18 protein-coding genes and 1 pseudogene are annotated in these 17,491 nt (G+C 67.1%); 11 read left to right on the top strand and 8 right to left on the bottom strand.

Annotation, left to right across the window (positions count from 1 at the left end):
- Both E8P82_RS01760 and E8P82_RS01755 read right to left on the bottom strand, forming a co-directional pair.
- Window positions 1–225 (bottom strand): heavy-metal-associated domain-containing protein, encoded by a 225-nt coding sequence (locus E8P82_RS01760; protein ID WP_136452751.1) that lies wholly within the window; start codon window positions 223–225, stop codon window positions 1–3.
- Window positions 226–265: 40 nt separating this feature from the next.
- Entirely contained in the window at window positions 266–637 is a 372-nt protein-coding gene (locus E8P82_RS01755) for a metal-sensitive transcriptional regulator (RefSeq protein ID WP_136452750.1), read from the bottom strand.
- Between the two features lie 137 nt (window positions 638–774).
- Between E8P82_RS01755 and E8P82_RS01750 the strand changes: the two genes are divergently transcribed.
- The 4 genes from E8P82_RS01750 (at window position 775) to E8P82_RS01735 (ending at window position 4,365) form a co-directional block, all read left to right on the top strand.
- Window positions 775–1,443: a DUF305 domain-containing protein gene (locus E8P82_RS01750; protein ID WP_136452749.1), complete on the top strand. Its 669-nt coding sequence runs from the start codon at window positions 775–777 to the stop codon at window positions 1,441–1,443.
- A gap of 165 nt (window positions 1,444–1,608) precedes the next feature.
- A complete protein-coding gene (locus E8P82_RS01745; protein WP_136452748.1) occupies window positions 1,609–2,265 on the top strand; it encodes a thioredoxin-like domain-containing protein in 657 nt (218 codons plus the stop codon).
- Window positions 2,266–2,314: 49 nt separating this feature from the next.
- Entirely contained in the window at window positions 2,315–3,412 is a 1,098-nt protein-coding gene (locus E8P82_RS01740) for an alanine racemase (protein WP_136452747.1), read from the top strand.
- Between the two features lie 71 nt (window positions 3,413–3,483).
- Window positions 3,484–4,365, top strand: a complete 882-nt coding sequence (locus tag E8P82_RS01735; protein WP_136452746.1) for a TPM domain-containing protein — start codon at window positions 3,484–3,486, stop codon at window positions 4,363–4,365.
- 8 nt (window positions 4,366–4,373) lie between these two features.
- Here E8P82_RS01735 and E8P82_RS01730 read toward each other — a convergent pair whose 3' ends face one another.
- Both E8P82_RS01730 and E8P82_RS01725 read right to left on the bottom strand, forming a co-directional pair.
- Complete coding sequence (locus E8P82_RS01730) at window positions 4,374–5,987, bottom strand: peptide chain release factor 3 (protein WP_136452900.1); 1,614 nt, start codon at window positions 5,985–5,987, stop codon at window positions 4,374–4,376.
- 60 nt (window positions 5,988–6,047) lie between these two features.
- Complete coding sequence (locus E8P82_RS01725; protein WP_211096773.1) at window positions 6,048–6,650, bottom strand: ANTAR domain-containing response regulator; 603 nt, start codon at window positions 6,648–6,650, stop codon at window positions 6,048–6,050.
- A gap of 429 nt (window positions 6,651–7,079) precedes the next feature.
- Here E8P82_RS01725 and E8P82_RS01720 point away from each other — a divergent pair, with 429 nt between their 5' ends.
- Window positions 7,080–7,730: a GAF domain-containing protein gene (locus E8P82_RS01720; protein WP_136452898.1), complete on the top strand. Its 651-nt coding sequence runs from the start codon at window positions 7,080–7,082 to the stop codon at window positions 7,728–7,730.
- A 51-nt stretch (window positions 7,731–7,781) separates the two neighbouring features.
- A complete protein-coding gene (locus E8P82_RS01715; RefSeq protein ID WP_136452745.1) occupies window positions 7,782–8,495 on the top strand; it encodes a GAF and ANTAR domain-containing protein in 714 nt (237 codons plus the stop codon).
- Between the two features lie 51 nt (window positions 8,496–8,546).
- Here the strand turns inward: E8P82_RS01715 and E8P82_RS01710 are convergent, their stop codons facing one another.
- The 3 genes from E8P82_RS01710 to E8P82_RS01700 all read right to left on the bottom strand — a co-directional run bounded on the left by E8P82_RS01710 (window position 8,547) and on the right by E8P82_RS01700 (window position 12,935).
- Window positions 8,547–9,725, bottom strand: coding sequence for a fatty acid desaturase family protein (locus E8P82_RS01710; RefSeq protein WP_136452744.1), 1,179 nt, complete (start codon window positions 9,723–9,725; stop codon window positions 8,547–8,549).
- A 217-nt stretch (window positions 9,726–9,942) separates the two neighbouring features.
- Entirely contained in the window at window positions 9,943–11,184 is a 1,242-nt protein-coding gene (locus E8P82_RS01705; RefSeq protein ID WP_136452743.1) for an AI-2E family transporter, read from the bottom strand.
- A 137-nt stretch (window positions 11,185–11,321) separates the two neighbouring features.
- A complete protein-coding gene (locus E8P82_RS01700) occupies window positions 11,322–12,935 on the bottom strand; it encodes an MFS transporter (RefSeq protein WP_136452742.1) in 1,614 nt (537 codons plus the stop codon).
- Window positions 12,936–12,996: 61 nt separating this feature from the next.
- Between E8P82_RS01700 and E8P82_RS01695 the strand changes: the two genes are divergently transcribed.
- The 5 genes and pseudogenes from E8P82_RS01695 to E8P82_RS01675 all read left to right on the top strand — a co-directional run bounded on the left by E8P82_RS01695 (window position 12,997) and on the right by E8P82_RS01675 (window position 17,231).
- The gene (locus E8P82_RS01695; protein WP_136452741.1) at window positions 12,997–13,536 is read left to right on the top strand and encodes a TetR/AcrR family transcriptional regulator; all 540 of its coding nucleotides are present in this window, start codon (window positions 12,997–12,999) and stop codon (window positions 13,534–13,536) included.
- A 165-nt stretch (window positions 13,537–13,701) separates the two neighbouring features.
- A pseudogene (locus E8P82_RS15475) lies at window positions 13,702–14,346 on the top strand (cryptochrome/photolyase family protein); the annotation flags it as partial.
- 1,109 nt (window positions 14,347–15,455) lie between these two features.
- Entirely contained in the window at window positions 15,456–15,710 is a 255-nt protein-coding gene (locus E8P82_RS01685; RefSeq protein ID WP_136452739.1) for a hypothetical protein, read from the top strand.
- A 15-nt stretch (window positions 15,711–15,725) separates the two neighbouring features.
- Window positions 15,726–16,643 (top strand): FHA domain-containing protein, encoded by a 918-nt coding sequence (locus E8P82_RS01680; protein ID WP_136452738.1) that lies wholly within the window; start codon window positions 15,726–15,728, stop codon window positions 16,641–16,643.
- A gap of 48 nt (window positions 16,644–16,691) precedes the next feature.
- Window positions 16,692–17,231, top strand: a complete 540-nt coding sequence (locus E8P82_RS01675; RefSeq protein WP_136452737.1) for a 2'-5' RNA ligase family protein — start codon at window positions 16,692–16,694, stop codon at window positions 17,229–17,231.
- 36 nt (window positions 17,232–17,267) lie between these two features.
- Here the strand turns inward: E8P82_RS01675 and E8P82_RS14965 are convergent, their stop codons facing one another.
- On the bottom strand, window positions 17,268–17,435 hold the full coding sequence (locus tag E8P82_RS14965; RefSeq protein ID WP_168796465.1) for a hypothetical protein: 168 nt from the start codon (window positions 17,433–17,435) through the stop codon (window positions 17,268–17,270).
- Window positions 17,436–17,491 lie beyond the last annotated feature (56 nt).

The raw sequence follows: 17,491 nt of genomic DNA, 5'->3' as shown, positions 1-17,491 counted from the left end.
TCAGGATCCAGCGGGTACCACGGTGTAGCCGGCCTCGGCGACGGCGTCGTCGATGGCGGCGGGATCGAGGGGGCCCTCGGAGGAGATCGTGGCGGTGGAGGCACCACCCGTCACGAGGTCGACGTCGACCGACCCGACACCCTGGAGCTCGGAGAGCTCGCTCTTCACGGCGCTCACGCAGTGGCCGCACGTCATTCCGGTGATGTTGATCGTGGTGGTGGTCATGTGTTCATCCTTCTGGTGCGGGGACGGGTGGATGGCTGTTTCAGCGCAGTAGCCGGCCGATGGCGGCCGATGCTTCCTGGACCTTCTCCTGGACGACGGTCGCGTCACCGGAGGCTTCTGATTCCTGTGCGGCGCCGACGACGCAGTGGGAGATGTGTTCCTCGAGCAGTCCCAGGGACACGGCGTGGAGAGCCTTGTTGATCGCAGCGACCTGGGTGAGGACGTCGATGCAGTACTTGTCCTCCTCGACCATGCGGGCGACCCCGCGCACCTGACCCTCGATCCGGCTGAGCCGCTTGAGATAGGCGTCCTTGTCCGCGGTGTAGCCGCGCACCGCAGCGTCCGTCGTTTCGGTGGTATCTCCTGTGCCGTGTTCGGTGGCTTCCTGTGCGGTGCCGTACGTGGCGGTCATGGAAGTGGCTCCCTGCAACTCGTTCGCGATACCCTTGGGGGGTATATAACTCCACGTTACCGTGGATTTCCCTCCGGGGAAACATCCAGCCGGATGCCGTACGTTGGCATCGGCACGTCACCGATCCAAGGACATCAATGACCCTCTCGCTCACCGGCTGGCAGAAGCGGACCCTCCTGGTCCTGGCAGGGCTCGCCGTCGTCGCCCTCTTCGCGCTGGCCTTCAGTGCCGGTCGCGTCACTGCTGCGCCCTCCTATCCGGACGGCACCAGCGCCGATGCCGGGTTCGCGCGGGACATGCAGGCGCACCACAACCAGGCGGTGGAGATGTCGATGATCGTGCGGGACGAGGTCGACGACGAGATGCTCCGGACGGTCGCCTACGACATCGTCACTACCCAGCAGCAGCAGGCCGGGCAGATGTACGCGTGGCTCGAGGAGTGGGGACTTTCCCAGAGCAGTTCCCAGCCGCGCATGGACTGGATGACGGACGCCTCCGGCGATCACGCGGGAATGAGCATGGACACCGGTACGGGCTCCGGGAGCGGGTCCATGCTCCTGCCCGACGGACGCATGCCCGGCATGGCCTCCGAAGCGCAGCTCGAGGAGCTGAGGAACGCCACCGGCGACGACGCCGCACGGCTCTTCCTGGACCTCATGATCGTGCATCACATGGCAGGGGTGGACATGGCCGAAGCCGGTGCCGAACTGGCCGAGACCGATCAGGTGCGTGACCTCGCGCTGAAGATCCAGACGGGCCAGCGGGCGGAGATCACTCTCATGCAGGGCATGCTCGATGACCTGTGAACGGCAGGATGAGCTGCGCGACGAACGCTCCCGTTCCACCCCGGACGGGCGAGGGCCTGTTCGGGAAGCCCCTGATCGCCCCGGTACATTTGTTTCCGGCGTCAACCCGTTCGTATCCCGGCCGCGGCACGAGTCGCAGCCAACCCACTACCGGAGGACACCCCGTTGAACAAGAAGCGGTCGCAGGAGAACAAGGACCGCCAGGCACGCCTGGCCGCCGTCCAGGCCCAGCAGCGTGCCGGTGAGCGCAAGCGCAACGCACTGATCTTCGGTGGCATCGGAGCCGTGATCCTGGTGATCATCATCGCCGTGACACTCGTGATCGTGCAGCAGGTGCGCGTCAACAACGACCGCGAGGCAGCGGCGGCGCAGCCAATCGAAGGCGTCCAGACGTTCGACGACGTGGCCTTCGACCACGTGGACGGTCCTGTGGACTACGAGCAGTCCCCCCCCGTGGGCGGGGACCACAGTCCCATCTGGACCAACTGCGGCATCTACACCGAGGAGATCCCGAACGAGAACTCCGTCCACTCCCTGGAGCACGGTGCCGTCTGGATCACCTACCAGCCGGATCTCGACCAGGCGGAGATCGACGCGCTCACCGATCTCGTGGGGTCGCGGTCCTACGTGCTGCTCAGCCCCTATGACGGCCTCGAGGCGCCGATCGCCGCAAGTGCCTGGGGCCTGCAGCTGACGGTCGACTCCGCCGACGATCCACGGCTGCCGGCGTTCCTCGACAAGTACGTGCAGGGCGAGCAGACCCGCGAGCCGGGCGCCGCGTGCACCGGTGGGATCACCCCTGACGGTCTGGTCAGCTCCTAGCCATGACGACAGCGTCCTCGTCCGGGCGCCGGAACATGAGGCCTGCGGTATGAGCCCCGGAGCCACGATCGTGCCGACGCCGTGCGTGGTGATCGATGCCGACGTGCTGGAGCACAACATCGCGAGCATGGCGCAGGTCGCACGGGAGCGCGGGCTGCAGTTGCGCCCCCATGCCAAGACGCACAAGATCGCCGAGATCGCCCGGCTGCAGCTCGCGGCCGGCGCGGTCGGCCTTACGGTCGCGACGATCGGCGAGGCCGAGGTCTTCGCGGACGCCGGTATGCGTGACCTGTTCATCGCCTACCCCCTCTGGGTCGGGCAGGCAGCGGCGCATCGCCTGACCGCCGTAGCCGACCGGGCACGGCTCACCATCGGTGTCGACTCCACGGAGAGTGCCGGGCAGCTGGCTCGTACCCTCGGCGAGGACGCGACGCGGATCGCGGTCCGCGTCGAGGTGGACAGCGGTCACCACCGAAGCGGGGTGCTGCCCGAGGACGCCGTGGCGGTCGCCGAGGCAGCACGTGCGGCGGGACTGACCGTCACCGGCGTGTTCACCTTTCCCGGTCACAGCTACGGGCCGGGGCAGGCGGCCCCGGCCGTAGACGACGAGCAGGCAGCTCTGAGCGCGGCAGTCACAGCGCTCGGAGGAGCGGGTTTCGGCGAGCTGGAGATCAGTGGCGGGTCGACGCCGTCGGCCCTGCTGTCCTCCGGCGACACCCTGACGGAGCTGCGCCCGGGCGTCTATGTCTTCGGTGATGCGCAGCAGTGGGAACTGGGCCGCTGCCGACCGGAGGACATCGCCTTGACCGTCGAGTCCACGGTCGTGAGCCGTCGACGTGTCGCAGGCGCCCCCGGGCGCCTGATCCTCGACGCCGGCAGCAAGATCCTCGGGAGCGATCGTGCGGCGTGGGCGACGGGGTACGGCCGGCTCCTGGATCATCCGGAGGCGCGGATCAGCGCACTCTCGGAGCATCACGCCACCGTGGAGTGGCCCTCCGGAGCACCCCTGCCTCCGCTGGGTACCCGGCTGCGGGTGGTGCCGAATCATGTCTGCCTGACGCCCAATCTCGTGGACGAGGTGCAGGTGGTCCGCGCCGGGGTCCACCAGGGCAGCTGGACGGTCGCGGCACGCGGGAAGAACAGCTAGCATCTGGCCCGGGCAGTGACCCGAGCCGTTGCCCCGGTCATAATGGAACCCTCACGAACCCGGGGGTACTGATGATCAGGTCTGGAGCGGAACTCAGGACAGCGATGGCCGGGGGCGCCCTGCTCCTCCTGGCGCTCACGGGGTGCAGCGACAGCGAACCCGCGTCGATCCCGGAACCGCCCGCACAGGGCAACGTACTGGATCTGGCCGAGGTGCTGACCCCGGCCGAGGAGCAGGAGATCAGCTCCCTCATCGACGAGCGCAATGCGTCGACGGACGCCGCGCGCGTGGCCGTGCTGCTCGTGGAGGACGCCGACGGCTCGATCGAGGACTACGCCCGCGATGTCGCGACCTCCTGGGGCGTGGGCGACGACGGGGCCGACAACGGCGTGCTCATCCTCGCCGACACGGGAGAGCGCGAGCTGCGCGTCGAGACAGCCGACGGCGTCCGCGAGCAGTTCTCCGACGGCGATGCGGAGGATGTCGTCACCGATGTGCTCGAGCCGGCGTTCGCCGACGAGGAGTACGCCGAGGGACTGATCGAGGCCGTCGACCAGGTCTACCTGTACGCCGAGGGCGGGGAGCCGGTGCCCGAACCCGTCGACTGGGTGCTGTTCGGCTCGGTGGCCGGTGTCAGCACGGTTGTCGTCGGTGGGATCATCGGATGGGTCGTCGCGGTCTCGCGCCGTCGGCGTCGGGAAGCCGACGAGGAGATCCGGGCGGCCGAGCAGGCGGACCCTCAGCTGCGGCTCACCGAACAGCAGCGGAACGCCTACCGCTCCTACCGCTACGGTCATCGTGGCGACGACGCCATCACCAACCCGGCCATCTGGCTGCCCCTGTACATCGCGAACCCTGCGCTCTACTCCGGGGGCGGGGGCTCCGGCGCCTCCGGGTCGTCCTACAACGGCGGCGGAGGATTCACCGGCGGAGGAGCCTCGGGCAGCTACTGACGCGGTTCTCAGTCGTCGACGGCGGCGCCGATCGGTTCGAGGACCACGCCCGGGTTGTCCTTGGTGAAGTGGCCGATCTTCCACTTGTCGCCGAACACCGCGACTGCCTCGCCGTCGGCCCGGAACAGGATCTCGCCACCACGGAAGGTCTCGGGTACGCCCTGGCTCTCAGGACTCACCCGCATCGCGAGGGTGTAGGAGAGCTGGTCCAGCGACGTCGGGGCGCTGAATTCCGTGCCGAGCCGTTCTGCGGCGACCTCGAACTGCAGCGCGCCGACGGCGGCCAGGACCGGCGCCTGGTCCCCCCGCAGGTCCGAGCGCAGCACCTGCACCACGCCCTCGTGCTCGAGCTGGTCGATACCCCGCCGGAACTGCTTGTACCGCCCGGGATCCTTGGCGCGCGCGACGGCGAACAGTTCGGGCGAGAAGCGGGGGATGTCGGGGAACCGGACGGGCTGTTCCGAGAACAGGCTGTCGCCCACGCGCAGGCTCGTGGCGTTGACCAGCCCGACGACGTCGCCCGGCCAGGCGGTGTCCACCACCTCGCGGCTGCGGCCTAGCACGCGGTGGGCGTACTTCGTGGCGAAGGGCTTGCCCGTGCGCTGGTTGGTGATGACCATGCCGCGTTCGAAGCTCCCGGAGCAGATCCGGAGGTAGGCGATGTGATCGCGGTGCGAGCTGTCCTGACCGGCCTGCACCTTGAACACGAAACCGGACATCGGCGCTTCGATGGGACGGGGTCCGGCCTCCTTCGACGGACGCGGGGACGGTGACGGCGCCACGTCGACGAGGATGTCGAGGAGCTGGGACACGCCGAAGTTCTTGGCCGCTGCCGCGAAGAGGACGGGGGTCTGCCGTGCGGCCTCGAACTCCTCCCGGTCGAACGAGCCGTTCGAGGACTCGACGAGCCCCGATTCCTCCCGGGCCTCGAGCCAGGCACCGGCCTCTCGGGGCTCCAGGGCGTCGATGTCGACGTCCGTCTCCGCGGCCGCCTGTGCCCCTGCGCCCACGGCCTCGAGGGCGATGGCACGCGAGGCCCGCAGGTCGATCAGCCCCTGGAACTCACCGGCGATCCCGACCGGCCAGGTGAGGGGGACCGGCGTCATCCCGGTGCGCTCGCCGACGTCGTCGATCAGACCGAGCGCGTCCAGGCCCGGCCTGTCCCACTTGTTGATGACGGTGATGATGGGGATGTTCCGGGCCTTGCAGACGGCCAGCAACTTCACGGTCTGCGGCTCGAAGCCCTTCGCGGCGTCGATCAGCATGACGGCGGAGTCCACGGCGGCGAGGACGCGGTAGGTGTCCTCCGAGAAGTCGGCGTGACCGGGCGTGTCGACGACGTTCAGGACGGTGTCGCGGTAGGTCAGTTGCAGGGCGGCCGAGCTGATGGAGATGCCGCGTTCCTGCTCGATGCCCATCCAGTCCGAGACCGTGGCGTGGCGGCTCGACTTGCCGTGCGTCACTCCAGCGTCCTGGATGGCACGGGAGAGCAGGGCGAGCGCCTCGGTCAGCGTCGATTTGCCGGCATCGGGGTGGGAGATGACGGCGAACGTGCGACGGCGTCCGGCCTCGCGGCGGACGGTGTCGGGATCGGTGTCGACGTCGGAGGGGGATTCTGTCAGCAGGGCCACTCCTCCATTGTCCCTGATCCGGCGAGCCGGCTCATGCCGGCACCGTCGGCGCTACGCGTGGGTGGCGTCTCCTTGCTCCTCGCCGGTATGGATGAGTTCCGCGGCGACCTCCACGAGTTTGCGATTCCTGCGCGAGCTCTGGTTCTGGAGCAGGACGAACGCCGTGTCGGCGCTGATCTTGTGACGCTCCATGAGGATACCCTTGGCCTGCCCGATGATGTCGCGGCTGGCAACGGACTGTTGAAGCTGGAGGATGGTCCTGCACTGCTGTTCGAGCAGCGCACGCGTCGCTGTCAGTTCGTCGCGGTCAGCGACGGCAGCCCGCCGGGGTCCGGCCTGATCTGCCGCAGCTTCGGCTCTGTCGAGGAGTACCAGGACACTCACTCGGTCGTCAGCGCCGGGCGGGTCAGGGACCTCGGTGACATCGGGTACTGGTGCCTCATCGACGGAGGAGGCCTGCGGCGTCCGACCGTGCGATCGAGTGTCGGTGAGGTGAGAAGTGACTGCCGTAGACGTGAGGTCCTGCAGGCGCTCGATGCCGAGGACCTCCAGCGCGTGGTGGAGCTGGCCCTCGACCGCCTTCAGCGGTAGCGACAGCGTGCCGGCCATCTCATCGGGAGTGCGCCCGGTCGCTGCCAGCGCGGCGATCACCACCTCGCGGTCGTTCAGCGTTCGCAGTTCGGCGTCGTCATGTGCGCCCGACGGCGCAGAGGAGGCGGACCGCTCCGTGGTGATTGATCGCTTGCATCATCAGCCCCCTGGGGTGAAAGGTCGCGATCACTGCGGTGATCGCGTCGCCGGGGTCCAGGGCAGCATTGTCATAATCTCCCGGCAACCGCGAATATGTCAAGGACTTCGGTTCTGATTCGTCGTGAGATCTCCCGGTTCGTCGTGAAATCTCCGGGAGGGGAATTACGGGAGTAATTCGCCCTGTCATGGCCGGAGACTAAACTCACTCCTGGGCACTGTTTTCATGGTGAGCGGCACATCCTCGGGGATGAGAGAGGGAGAAATGCTGGACCGGTTTTTCTCAGCTGTCGTAGATCATGGGGCGGACCGGTGAGCGAGCATTCGTCTTCCGGGATGGACGACCTGTGCTCGGCCTTGTGTGCAGCCTTCATGGATGCACTACCCATCTCGGGGGTCGCACTCTCCGCGTTCACGGGCTCGGAGCGGGAGACGACCCTGTGCGCCAGCGATGCGCTGGCGGCCCGATTGGACGAGTTGCAGTTCGATCTGGGTGAGGGTCCCCGGTGGGAAGCGGTCGTCACGCGGTCGCCGGTCCTCCTGCCGGACGTGCGCTCCATGACGCACGAGAAATGGCCGGTCTTCGGGACAGCGCTCGCGGGCACTGCTGCACAGGCGCTGTTCGTCTTTCCCCTGGCGGTCGGCGCCGTGGACATCGGCGTCGTGGAGCTGTACCGGACCACTCCGGGCGATTTGACCGAATCGGAGCGGGCGAGCGCCCGAGTCCTGGCGGACAGGGCCGCGTGGAGCCTGCTGCGTCAACTGCTCGTCCCGGATTCCGGGGAGGATGCCGGGATAGGTCTGTCCGCCTCGCGCCGGGAGATCCATCAGGCGACGGGGATGGTCCTGGCGCAGATCGGGGGCACGGCGGCGGAGGCGCTGCTGCTCCTGCGGGCTCACGCCTTCGCGAACGGGCAAACGGTACGGGAGACCTCCGACGAGGTGCTCGAGCGGCGCCTGGACTTCACACCGCCGCCGGACGCTTGAGAAGTCACGCGACGCTTAGGAAAAGAATGCGGGAGCCCTAAACTGGAACATATGGAAAGCATCACTCGTGCCAGCCGTGTCAGTGCCGCGTTCGTGAAGATCGCGGACGCGCTGGTCGATGAGTACGATCCGTTGGATCTGGTGCAGACGCTCGTCGAGGAGAGCGTCGAGCTGCTCGATGGCACGGCAGCCGGGCTGATGCTGGCCGACCCGAACGGGGTCCTGCAGGTGCTGGCGTCCACCAGCGAGGAGGCCCGCCTCGTGGAAGTCCTGCAGCAGGAGACCGGGACGGGGCCGTGTATCGAGTGCTACGACGCCGGTGCACCGGTGACGATCCGCGATATCACCGGAACCCGGGATCGCTGGCCCGCGTTCAGTGAACTGGCCGTGGCTCAGGGCTTCCGCTCGGTCCACGCGTTTCCGCTGCGTCTTCGCGGCAGGAGCATCGGGGCGATGAACCTGTTCCGGGTCGACGTCGGAGAGCTCGGTGCCGAGGACATCGCCGTCGGGCAGGCGCTGACCGATGTTGCGACGATCAGCATCCTGCAGGAGCGCACCATCCGTGAGAATGCCGTTGTCAACGACCAGTTGCAACGTGCCCTGAACAGCAGGATCCTCATCGAACAGGCCAAGGGCATGATCGCCTATACGGCGAACATCGATACCGCTGAAGCGTTCCAGCGCCTGCGAGGCCACGCCCGATCGAACAACACAAGTCTCCGCGACACAGCACAGGCCGTGCTCGACCGGACGCTCACGCTCTGATTCTCGGTCTCCCTGCTCGGCTCTGCTGCAGCTGGTCGGCCGCGCCCACGCCTAGCGACGATAGCGCTGGATGAGGGGGCAGTCGAACGGATCACGGGCGGCCAGGCCCACCTTGTTGAGGTGCGCGATCACCGCGGAGTAGGACTGCAGCACACCCACCTCGGTGTAGGGAATGCCGAGGGTGGCGCAGTGCTCACGTACCACGACAGCGGCGCGGCGCAGGTGTGGGCGCGACATGTCCGGGAAGAGGTGGTGCTCGATCTGGAAGTTCAGCCCGCCGAAGGCGTTGTTGACGAAGGACCCGCCCCGGATGTTGCGGGCCGTGACCACCTGCCGGCGGAGGAAGTCGGCGGTGCTGCCGGCGGGCAGGATCGGCATTCCCTTGTGGTTAGGTGCGAACGACGCACCCATGTAGGTGCCGAAGACCGCCAGCTGCACGCCGAGGAAGGCAGTTGCCAGTCCCACCGGCAGGAACCAGAACAGCACACCCAGGTACAGCCCGAACCGTGAGGCGATGAGGGCCAGCTCCAGCCAGCGGCCCTGCACCTTTCCACGCCGGAGGAGGATCCCGAGCGACTGCACGTGGAGATTGACGCCCTCGAGGCTCAGCAGGGGGAAGAACAGGTAGCCCTGTCGCCGGGTGAACCAGGCATGGAAGCCCGTGCGGGGAGCGGCGTCCTCCTCCCTGAAGGAGAGGGTGCCCATCGCGATGTCGGGATCCCTGCCGACCGTATTGGGGTCGTTGTGGTGACGCGTGTGCTTGTCCATCCACCACGCATAGCTGATACCGGCGACGCCGGCGGCCAGGACGCGACCCACCCGGTCGTTGGTACGGCGGGAGGCGAAGATCTGACGGTGGGAGGCCTCGTGGCCGAGGAAGGCGAACTGGGTCAGGATGATCCCGAGGACCCCGGCGATGATCAGCTGGAACCACGAATCCCCGAGCAGCAGGAATCCCGTCGACGCTGCGGTCAGTCCGAGACCGAGGACGAGGGCAACTCCTGCGTAGAAACCTCGGCGACGGCCCAGCAGGCCTTCCGCCCGTACCTGCTTCAGCAGGACCGAGTAGGAGGCGATCACCTGGTTCGTCCGCTGCACCACGACCTTGCGCTGGCCCGGTGGGCGGGGGGTGAAGGTGGGTGCCTCCCCGGCGACCGGCGGAGCCACTGTCCCATCGTCCTCCGGACGTGTTGTCGGCCGCAGCGCACCACTGTCGACGTTTGTGCTCATGTGCTGTCCCCTGATCTGGCGAGTCGACCGGACGCGGATCGTCGGTCGTTGCACTGGCGGGGTCCGGGACAGCAGTTCGAGCATAGAAGATTCCGGCACCGAGCGGAAGCCCTGAGTGTTTTCTTCGGCTGAGACTGCCGGCACGCTACCGATGCGGTGACCACGAATCACTGCCACAGCGTCACCTCAGCCATGGGGCAGCGGTCGATCCCGTTCGTCAGGAGACCTCGGCGCCTGTCTCGGCCTCGGTCTCGGTTTCGATGAGTTCCTCGCCGGTGTCGAGGTGCGACGTCGCGGTCGGTTCGAGCATCTGCTCGCGGGCGTACTGGAAGGCGACCGCCACCACGGCGACGATCGGGGTGGCAAGGAAGGCGCCGGCGATGCCGTAGAGCGTTCCTCCCGCAGTCACGCCGATGAGGACGATGGCCGGATGGAGCTTGAGGGACTTGCCGACCAGGATCGGCTGCAGGACGTTGCTCTCGAGCTGCTGGACGAGCAGCACGATCCCGAGGACGATCAGCGCGTCCACCCAGCCCTCGGCGAGGAGCGCCACCAGAGTGGCGAGGAGCCCGGTCGCGACCGCGCCGATCACCGGGAGGAAGCCACCGAAGAAGACCAGGATCGCCAGTGGCAGCGCCAGCGGGACGTCGAGGATCCACAGGCCCAGTCCGATGAAGACGGCGTCGACGAGTGCTACTGCTGCCTGCGACAGGACGTAGGCCGAGAGCGTCTTCCAGCTCCTGGAGAATACTTCGCCGGCGTGCACGAACACCGTGCCGGTGGTCCAGCGCAGCAGCCATACGGCGAGCCGGTCGCCGTCCTTGAGGGTGAAGAACGTGAGCACCAGTGCCAGCAGGATGGTGATCGTCACGGAACCGATGGTCCCGACACCGGCCGAGACGCGCGACAGGATCAGCGCCACGTTTCCCTGGATCCAGTTCAGCGCCGAGGTGAGCAGTTCATCGACGTCCAGATTGGGGATGTTGAACGGCAGCGATTCCGCGAAGTCCCCGAGATTCTGGATGTTCTCGACGGCCTTGATGGAAAGTTCACGCACGCCGTCGACGGAGAGGACCACCGTGAGGTATCCCACTCCGACCACCACGGCCAGGAAGCCCACGATCGTGATGGCTGCTGCGAGGGCCGCGGGGAGAACGCGGCGCAGGAGCCCGTTGATGGGCCAGAGGATCGAGGACAGGAGGAGGGCCAGGACGATCGGGAGGACGACGACCCAGAGCGTGGCGAGCAGATAGTAGAGGCCGATGAGCGCGACGACGATGATGATGATCCGGCCGAGGACGGCCGTCGTCGTCGTGAGGGCAGCGAGCGGGGCACCCCGGCGGATGCGGTACAGCATGGCCTCCGTGGTCGTGGCACCGCCTGCTTCGACACCGCGGGTAGCCTCAGCGCCGCCCGCTCTGCCCGTGGTGTCGGTGCGCTGTTGCTGCTCGTCGGCCATGCTCGTCCTTCGATCGTGGTCACCTGTTGTCACTCATGGTCGTTCGCGGTCGGAGCTACCGCGTGACCCGGCTTCCACACTAGTGTCAGCGCGAGCCGGACGTCGTCGTGCCGAACGGCATGCCGCAGACCATTGTCCTACCGCTTGTTCTCGTCGGTGCTGAGCTCCCTCTCGGCGACGGGCGTCGACGCGGCGCTGTCGCTTCCACGCAGGCTCCACGCCGCCAGGACCGAAGCGCTGATCATCAGCAGTGCGGCGATGCCCGTGGTGATCGTCACGCCGCTGTCGAAGGCATGGAACGCCGAGTCCTGCAGGAACGAGGCACCGGCAGGGCCCAGCTGCGTCGCGACCTCCACCGCTCCGCCGAGAGTCTCGGTGGACAATTCGATCTGGGCGTCGCTGAGTCCGCCGGGGAGCACGAGCCTCTGCTGATAGGCGGCCAGGAGGATGCTGCCCAGGACGGCGGTGCCGAGCACCGCACCCACCTCGTAGGCCGTCTCGGAGATGGCCGACGCCGCACCTGCCTTGGCTGCCGGAACCGTGGAGAGGATGAGGTCGTTCGAGATGGTCTCGGACGCTCCGACGCCGAGGCCCAGGATGACGAAGGCGAGCATGAGGAAACCGGCCGAGCCGCCGTCGTCGTGCAGGGCGATCATCGCGTAGGCGGCCGCGGAGAAGAGCAGCGAGGCCGAGACGACCACGTGCGGGGCGAGGTGGCGGACCACCGGGACGACGGCCAGACCCGCCACGATGGTCACCATGAAGCCCGGGAGCAGCACGAATCCGGCATCGAGGGGACCGAGGCCGAGCACGAGCTGTAGATGCTGCGAGACGAAGAAGAGGAAGCCCACGAGCGAGAAGATCGCGAGCAGATTCACCAGGACGGCCCCCGAGAACGCCCTGACGGTGAACAGGCGTACGTCCAGCATCGGATCGGGTCGATGGAGCTGGCGCGCGACGAACATGGTGCCCGCTGCAAGACCGACGAAGGCGGCCGTCGCCGAGACGAGCAGGGAGCCCTCGGTGGCCAGGTTCTTGATGCCGTAGACGATCGGGAGCATGGTGGCGACGGTCAGCACGATGCTCAGGTAGTCGATGCGTCCGGGAGCCGGGTCCTTCGATTCGGGCACCAGGAACGGGGTCAGCGCGAGCATGAGCACCAGTACGGGGACGGCGAGGAGGAACACCGATCCCCACCAGAAGTTCTCGAGCAGCACTCCTCCCAGCAGGGGCCCCAGGGCGGCGCCGGAGGAGAACCCGGCGGCCCATACGGCAATGGCGATGCGCCGCTGGTTGCGATCGGCGAAGATGTTGCGGATCAGCGAGAGGGTCGAGGGGCCGAGCATGGCGCCGAAGACCCCGAGCCCTACACGGGAGGCGAGCAGGAAGCCCGCGGTCGGGGCGAACGCTGCGGCGACGGAGAAGAGCGCGAAACCCACTGCGCCGATGATGAGGAGGCGGCGCCGGCCGAAGCGGTCCCCGAAGCTGCCCATGACGACCAGCAACCCGGCAAGGACGAGGGGGTAGCTGTCGACGATCCACAGCAGCATGGTTCCGCTGGTTCCGAAGTGTCGCGAGATCTCCGGCAGGGCGAAGCTCAGCACCGTGTTGTCGACCGAGACCAGCAGTACGGGCAGCATCAGGACCGCAAGGGCGAACCACCCACGGCGCCCCGCGGAGGGAGCAGGGGCTGAAGCGGTGGTCGGGGTTGCTCCGGGCACAGCTGTAGCAGGGACAGGGGTGGTGGTCATCCAACAAAGGTAAACCGTCCGGCCGGTACAGTGCAACAAACGTGACGGGTATCATCAGGGCGTGTCCAGTTCACGAGAGCGAATCCTCGACAGCTTCGAAAGCGCCCTGATCCGTGATGGTGAGAGAGCCGCCACCATGGACGCAGTGGCTGCCGCCGCAGCGGTGTCAAAGGGTGGTCTGCTCTATCATTTCCCGTCCAAGGAAGCTCTCGTGGCCGGTCTCGCCGATCGTCTCCGCCACCTCGCCGACCTCGACCGCGACGCCATGCGGGCGGATCCCGAAGGGGCGGCCCGCTACTACGTGCGCACCTCGATCTTCGAGGACAGCGCCCTGGACCGCGCTCTCGTGTCCATGGCGCGGCTGGCGCAGCAGGGCCACCCGACGGCGAAGGCGTCGCTCGCCGAGATCCAGGACCGGTGGCTCGATGCGCTCGAAGCCGAACTCGGCAACCGCACGACGGCGCTCGCGGTGAAACTCCTCGGCGACGGCCTGTACTACGACGCCGCGTTCTTCGCCTCGGCCGGATCGGCACGCACGGCCGCCGGCGAGATCGGGGCGCTGCTCGACGTCGTCGACCTGGTCGTCCGCGCCGGTCACTGATTCCGGAAGTCCCCGGAACACCGCTCTGGTCGAGGCAGACCTGCGCGAGGAAGAGCAGCGCTCGGACGAGTGGTAGGACAGCGGGCCCTCACGAAGGCCCGCCGGGCTGTCCGTGGTGGGCGCTAGGGTGATGCCCGAGCATCGTCCCCCAGGAAGGCAGCGTCCGTGCACGTCCGACTCGTCCTGCCGCACCAGTTGTTCGAGGAACACCTCGAGGTATCCCAGGACACGCTCTTCGTTTTCCTCGAGGACGACCTCATGTTCAGGAGCCTCCGTTTCCACCAGCAGAAGCTGGTCCTGCACCGGGCGAGCATGACCAGCTTCGCGCGGCGGTTGAAGGACGCGGGCTACGAGGTGCGCTATGTGGAAACGTCCGCCCGAGCCACGAGCCAGGAGCGGCTCGCCACGCTCCTCTCGGAGTGTGGCGCCCAACGGGTGACCTGCTACGACGTCGTCGATGACTGGCTCGACCGGCGGCTCACCAGAACGCTCGCCGATGCCGGTGTGGAACTGGGCATCCTGGAGACACCCCAGTTCCTGACACCGCGGGAGATGGTCTCCACCTACTTCTCCTCCCACACCTGGCGCATGCAGACCTTCTACGAGTGGCAGCGCAAGCGGCTCGGCATCATGGTGGAATCCGACGGCTCTCCCGTGGGCGGGAGATGGAGTTTCGACTCCGAGAACCGCAAGAAGCTGCCCAGGAAGATCACCCTGCCGGACCTGCCCGAGTTCGAACGACTCCCCGAGGTGGCGGATGCCATCGCGTGGGTGCACTCTGCATTTCCTGACAATCCCGGACACGCCGATACCTTCAACTGGCCCGTGACACACCGTCAGGCCTCCGACGCCCTGGAGTCCTTCCTGAACGAACGCTTCGAGCTCTTCGGCCCGTACGAGGATGCCATGGCCGAGGGTCAGACCTATCTGTTCCACTCGGCGCTGAGCTCGAGCATGAACTCCGGACTCCTGAGTCCTGCCGAGGTCGTGGAGGTCGCGCTCGATTTCGCCGAGCGGCACGGCACCCCGATCGCCAGCGTCGAAGGTTTCATCCGCCAGGTCATCGGCTGGCGCGAGTACATCCGCGCCTCCTATGTGCTGCGCGGGCGTGAGATGCGCACCGGTAATGCGCTCGGGCTCACGGCGGATCTCGACTCGCGCTGGTGGACAGGACAGACGGGCCTGGAGCCGGTGGACTCGGTGATCCGGAGGATCCTCGACACCTCCTATTCGCATCACATCGAACGCCTGATGATCCTGGGCAACGCGGCACTGCTCATGCGGGCACGGCCGGACGCCGTCTACGCGTGGTTCATGGAGATGTTCATCGATGCCTACGACTGGGTGATGGTTCCCAATGTCTACGCGATGAGCCAATATGCGGCAGGGAGCATGATCACGACCAAGCCCTATGTCAGCGGCAGCAACTACGTGAAGAAGATGAGCAACTTCCGGGACGGGCCCTGGCGGTCCAGCTGGGACGCGCTCTACTGGGCCTTCGTCGACGACCATCGCGACGTCTTCGCCCGGAACCCACGCTCGAACATGGTGGTGGTCCTTCTCGACCGAATGGACCCCGAGCGGCGAGCAGCTCTGCGGACCGAGGCGGAGCGGTGGTTGCCCGGGGCGTGTCCGACCGACGGCGGGCAGGGCGACGTGCCCTCTGCCGCCCAGGCACGAGCGCCACGGGAACAACGCTCGACGACGAAGGCGACGGCGTCGTGGGAGGCCACGTTGCCCGGTCTCGAGGAGTGAGGTGCGCGTCTGAAGGACGAGCGGAGGCAGCATCGTCCGCGCCTCGAGTTCCCCGCGAAATATAGCTCCCACACCTCAGAACCTTCGGCTAGGGTGGGCCCTACCCAGGTCAGGCGGAGTTAGAGGACGTCTGTCATTGTTGGATCACCGAAGAAGGAATCGACATGACTGAAAACACCTCGAGCGTCGGCACCGGCGAGTCCCACACCATCCGCGACTGGACAGATCTCGCGGAGGAAATGTGGGCCTACCTGACCGGCAGGGGCGCCGCGATCAACTACACCCTCGAAGACATGACCATCGAGGTCCCCCGCGACATCGGGCCGGATGCCCCGCGCGCCATCTGGAAGTTCGACGGGACGCTGCGCATCACGACAAGTGACAACGCTGCCGGCGGCTCCGACCATCACACGAGCTGATTCGTCGCGAGCGACATGTCAACCTCACTCAGGCTGGACATAGCCATCGACTTCTCGCTGGGGGAACCCGCCCTCGACGGCAAACCGGAAGCGCGGTTGTCCGGGACCGTCAGGGCCGCAGGCACCACGGTGGAGATCTTCGTCGATGATCCGGGAGCATTCCGCGGGAACAACCTGCCCGGATTCGGGCAGGTGCGCAGCATTGCCAAGGGCCTTGCGGATCAGGGCCTCGAGGTGTCCATCTCCGGGCCCAGGGGTCTCCTGGTCAGTGTCGGTGCCGTACGGTCCTCCGTTGCGCAGCGGCTGGTCACGCGTTCCCCGCACATCCGACTCGGCTCACCCGGGACCCTGGCCCCGCTGCTCGGTATCGGCAAGCGCGCGCTGGAGAAGGACGACTCGCCGCGACTCGTTCCTCCCTCGACGCCCTTCCCGCTCGTGCCGACCGTCAACCGTCGGATCAGGCGGAAGATCACGACGACGCACTATGTGCGAGGTAGCGGCCGCCCGCGTCTGATCTTCGTGCAGAACTCCGAGACCTGGAACGGTCAGGTGCCGCGTGAATTCGAACTCGTCGGTGATCGCATCACCATCGGTAGTGCCGAGGATGCGACGCTGATGCTCGCGGGCCTCGACCAGCTGCACGCCGAAGTGCTCCACACGGACCAGGACGAGTACGTCCTGGTCCCGCACGGCATGATCACGGGCAGCGTGAACAGTAGGGAGAAGTCCGTTCTGCGCACCGGTGCGCGGATCCAGCTCGGTGACTGGGCACTGGCGTTCTTCCGCGAGGAGTATGCGGATCACGGCAGGCCCTTCGGGGGGCGCAGCGGCGGGGAATGGTCCTACCAGCGGCCGCAGCGCAACCCGCGCACCGGAAGTACCGAGCGGGATGGTTCGGGTGGTACCGGAGACTTCCGGCGGCCACCACGCTGACAGCACAGGGTCGGACGGTACCGGGTCCTGCAGGAGGGAGGACGGCGGATGGCCGATAGCGTCGAACTCCTGCTGGACCCGGCAGCGGATCTGTTCATCCGTGAGGACTGGGCAACCCTGGAGCGGGCGGGTCTGCCCAATCTCTCGAACCATGGCTCAGGGAGCAATGCCCCGCACATCACGCTCGTGGCGGCCTCGCGCATCGACGATCGGTACGACGAGGAACTCGCTGCTGCGTCACAGGGAGCTCCCTTCGAGATCGCGACCGCGGGATTCATCGTCTTCCCGACGCGCCGGAAGTTCGTCCTTGCGCGGCAGGTCGTCGCGAGTACGGCTCTGGGCGGCCTGCATTCCCGTATCTGGTCCGCTCTCGACGGTCTCGCCGGCAGCGTTCCGCTGACGGTGCGTGAATCATGGACCCCACACATCACGCTCGCGCATTCGCTCACGTCCGACCAATTGGCTGCCGCCTTCGACGTGCTGCGTGAACGAAAACCCGAGCGGCTCGGGGCAGGTCCGGTACGCCGCTGGGACTCCCACGACAAGCGGATCATCCTGTTCGGCGGCGGGGACCCGGTACCGGAGTAGCTTCGACCGGGAATGATCGCCGGAGAGTGCGACCTGTTACCGCTTGCCCGGTTCGCGCGAGAGCATCTCGATGACGTATCGCGCCCAGCGCTGGTGACCGGCGGGTGAAGGATGGAAACCGTCCCGGGCGAAGAACTCCCTCCGAGTGTCCGGAAGACCGGTCGAGCTCACCCAGGAGACCTGCCGGATCGCTCGCTCGAACATGACCCATGACACGCGGCGGAGCCGCGAACCCTTCACCCGCGCTGTGGGCCATCGAC

The organism is Arthrobacter echini, from assembly GCF_004803505.1.
Lineage (GTDB): Bacteria > Actinomycetota > Actinomycetes > Actinomycetales > Micrococcaceae > Arthrobacter_D > Arthrobacter_D echini.
Note: the sequence above shows the minus strand (reverse complement) of the source record. Positions and strands in the feature narration are given on the sequence as shown.

Bases quoted from the DNA above. Each gene is read 5' to 3' on its own strand.
- E8P82_RS01760 (WP_136452751.1), bottom strand. From the start codon at position 225: ATGACCACCACCACGATCAACATCACCGGAATGACGTGCGGCCACTGC.
- E8P82_RS01755 (WP_136452750.1), bottom strand. From the start codon at position 637: ATGACCGCCACGTACGGCACCGCACAGGAAGCCACCGAACACGGCACA.
- E8P82_RS01750 (WP_136452749.1), top strand. From the start codon at position 775: ATGACCCTCTCGCTCACCGGCTGGCAGAAGCGGACCCTCCTGGTCCTG.
- E8P82_RS01740 (WP_136452747.1), top strand. From the start codon at position 2,315: ATGAGCCCCGGAGCCACGATCGTGCCGACGCCGTGCGTGGTGATCGAT.
- E8P82_RS01735 (WP_136452746.1), top strand. From the start codon at position 3,484: ATGATCAGGTCTGGAGCGGAACTCAGGACAGCGATGGCCGGGGGCGCC.
- E8P82_RS01720 (WP_136452898.1), top strand. From the start codon at position 7,080: ATGGACGACCTGTGCTCGGCCTTGTGTGCAGCCTTCATGGATGCACTA.
- E8P82_RS01715 (WP_136452745.1), top strand. From the start codon at position 7,782: ATGGAAAGCATCACTCGTGCCAGCCGTGTCAGTGCCGCGTTCGTGAAG.
- E8P82_RS01710 (WP_136452744.1), bottom strand. From the start codon at position 9,725: ATGAGCACAAACGTCGACAGTGGTGCGCTGCGGCCGACAACACGTCCG.
- E8P82_RS01705 (WP_136452743.1), bottom strand. From the start codon at position 11,184: ATGGCCGACGAGCAGCAACAGCGCACCGACACCACGGGCAGAGCGGGC.
- E8P82_RS01700 (WP_136452742.1), bottom strand. From the start codon at position 12,935: ATGACCACCACCCCTGTCCCTGCTACAGCTGTGCCCGGAGCAACCCCG.
- E8P82_RS01685 (WP_136452739.1), top strand. From the start codon at position 15,456: ATGACTGAAAACACCTCGAGCGTCGGCACCGGCGAGTCCCACACCATC.
- E8P82_RS01680 (WP_136452738.1), top strand. From the start codon at position 15,726: ATGTCAACCTCACTCAGGCTGGACATAGCCATCGACTTCTCGCTGGGG.
- E8P82_RS01675 (WP_136452737.1), top strand. From the start codon at position 16,692: ATGGCCGATAGCGTCGAACTCCTGCTGGACCCGGCAGCGGATCTGTTC.
- E8P82_RS14965 (WP_168796465.1), bottom strand. From the start codon at position 17,435: ATGTTCGAGCGAGCGATCCGGCAGGTCTCCTGGGTGAGCTCGACCGGT.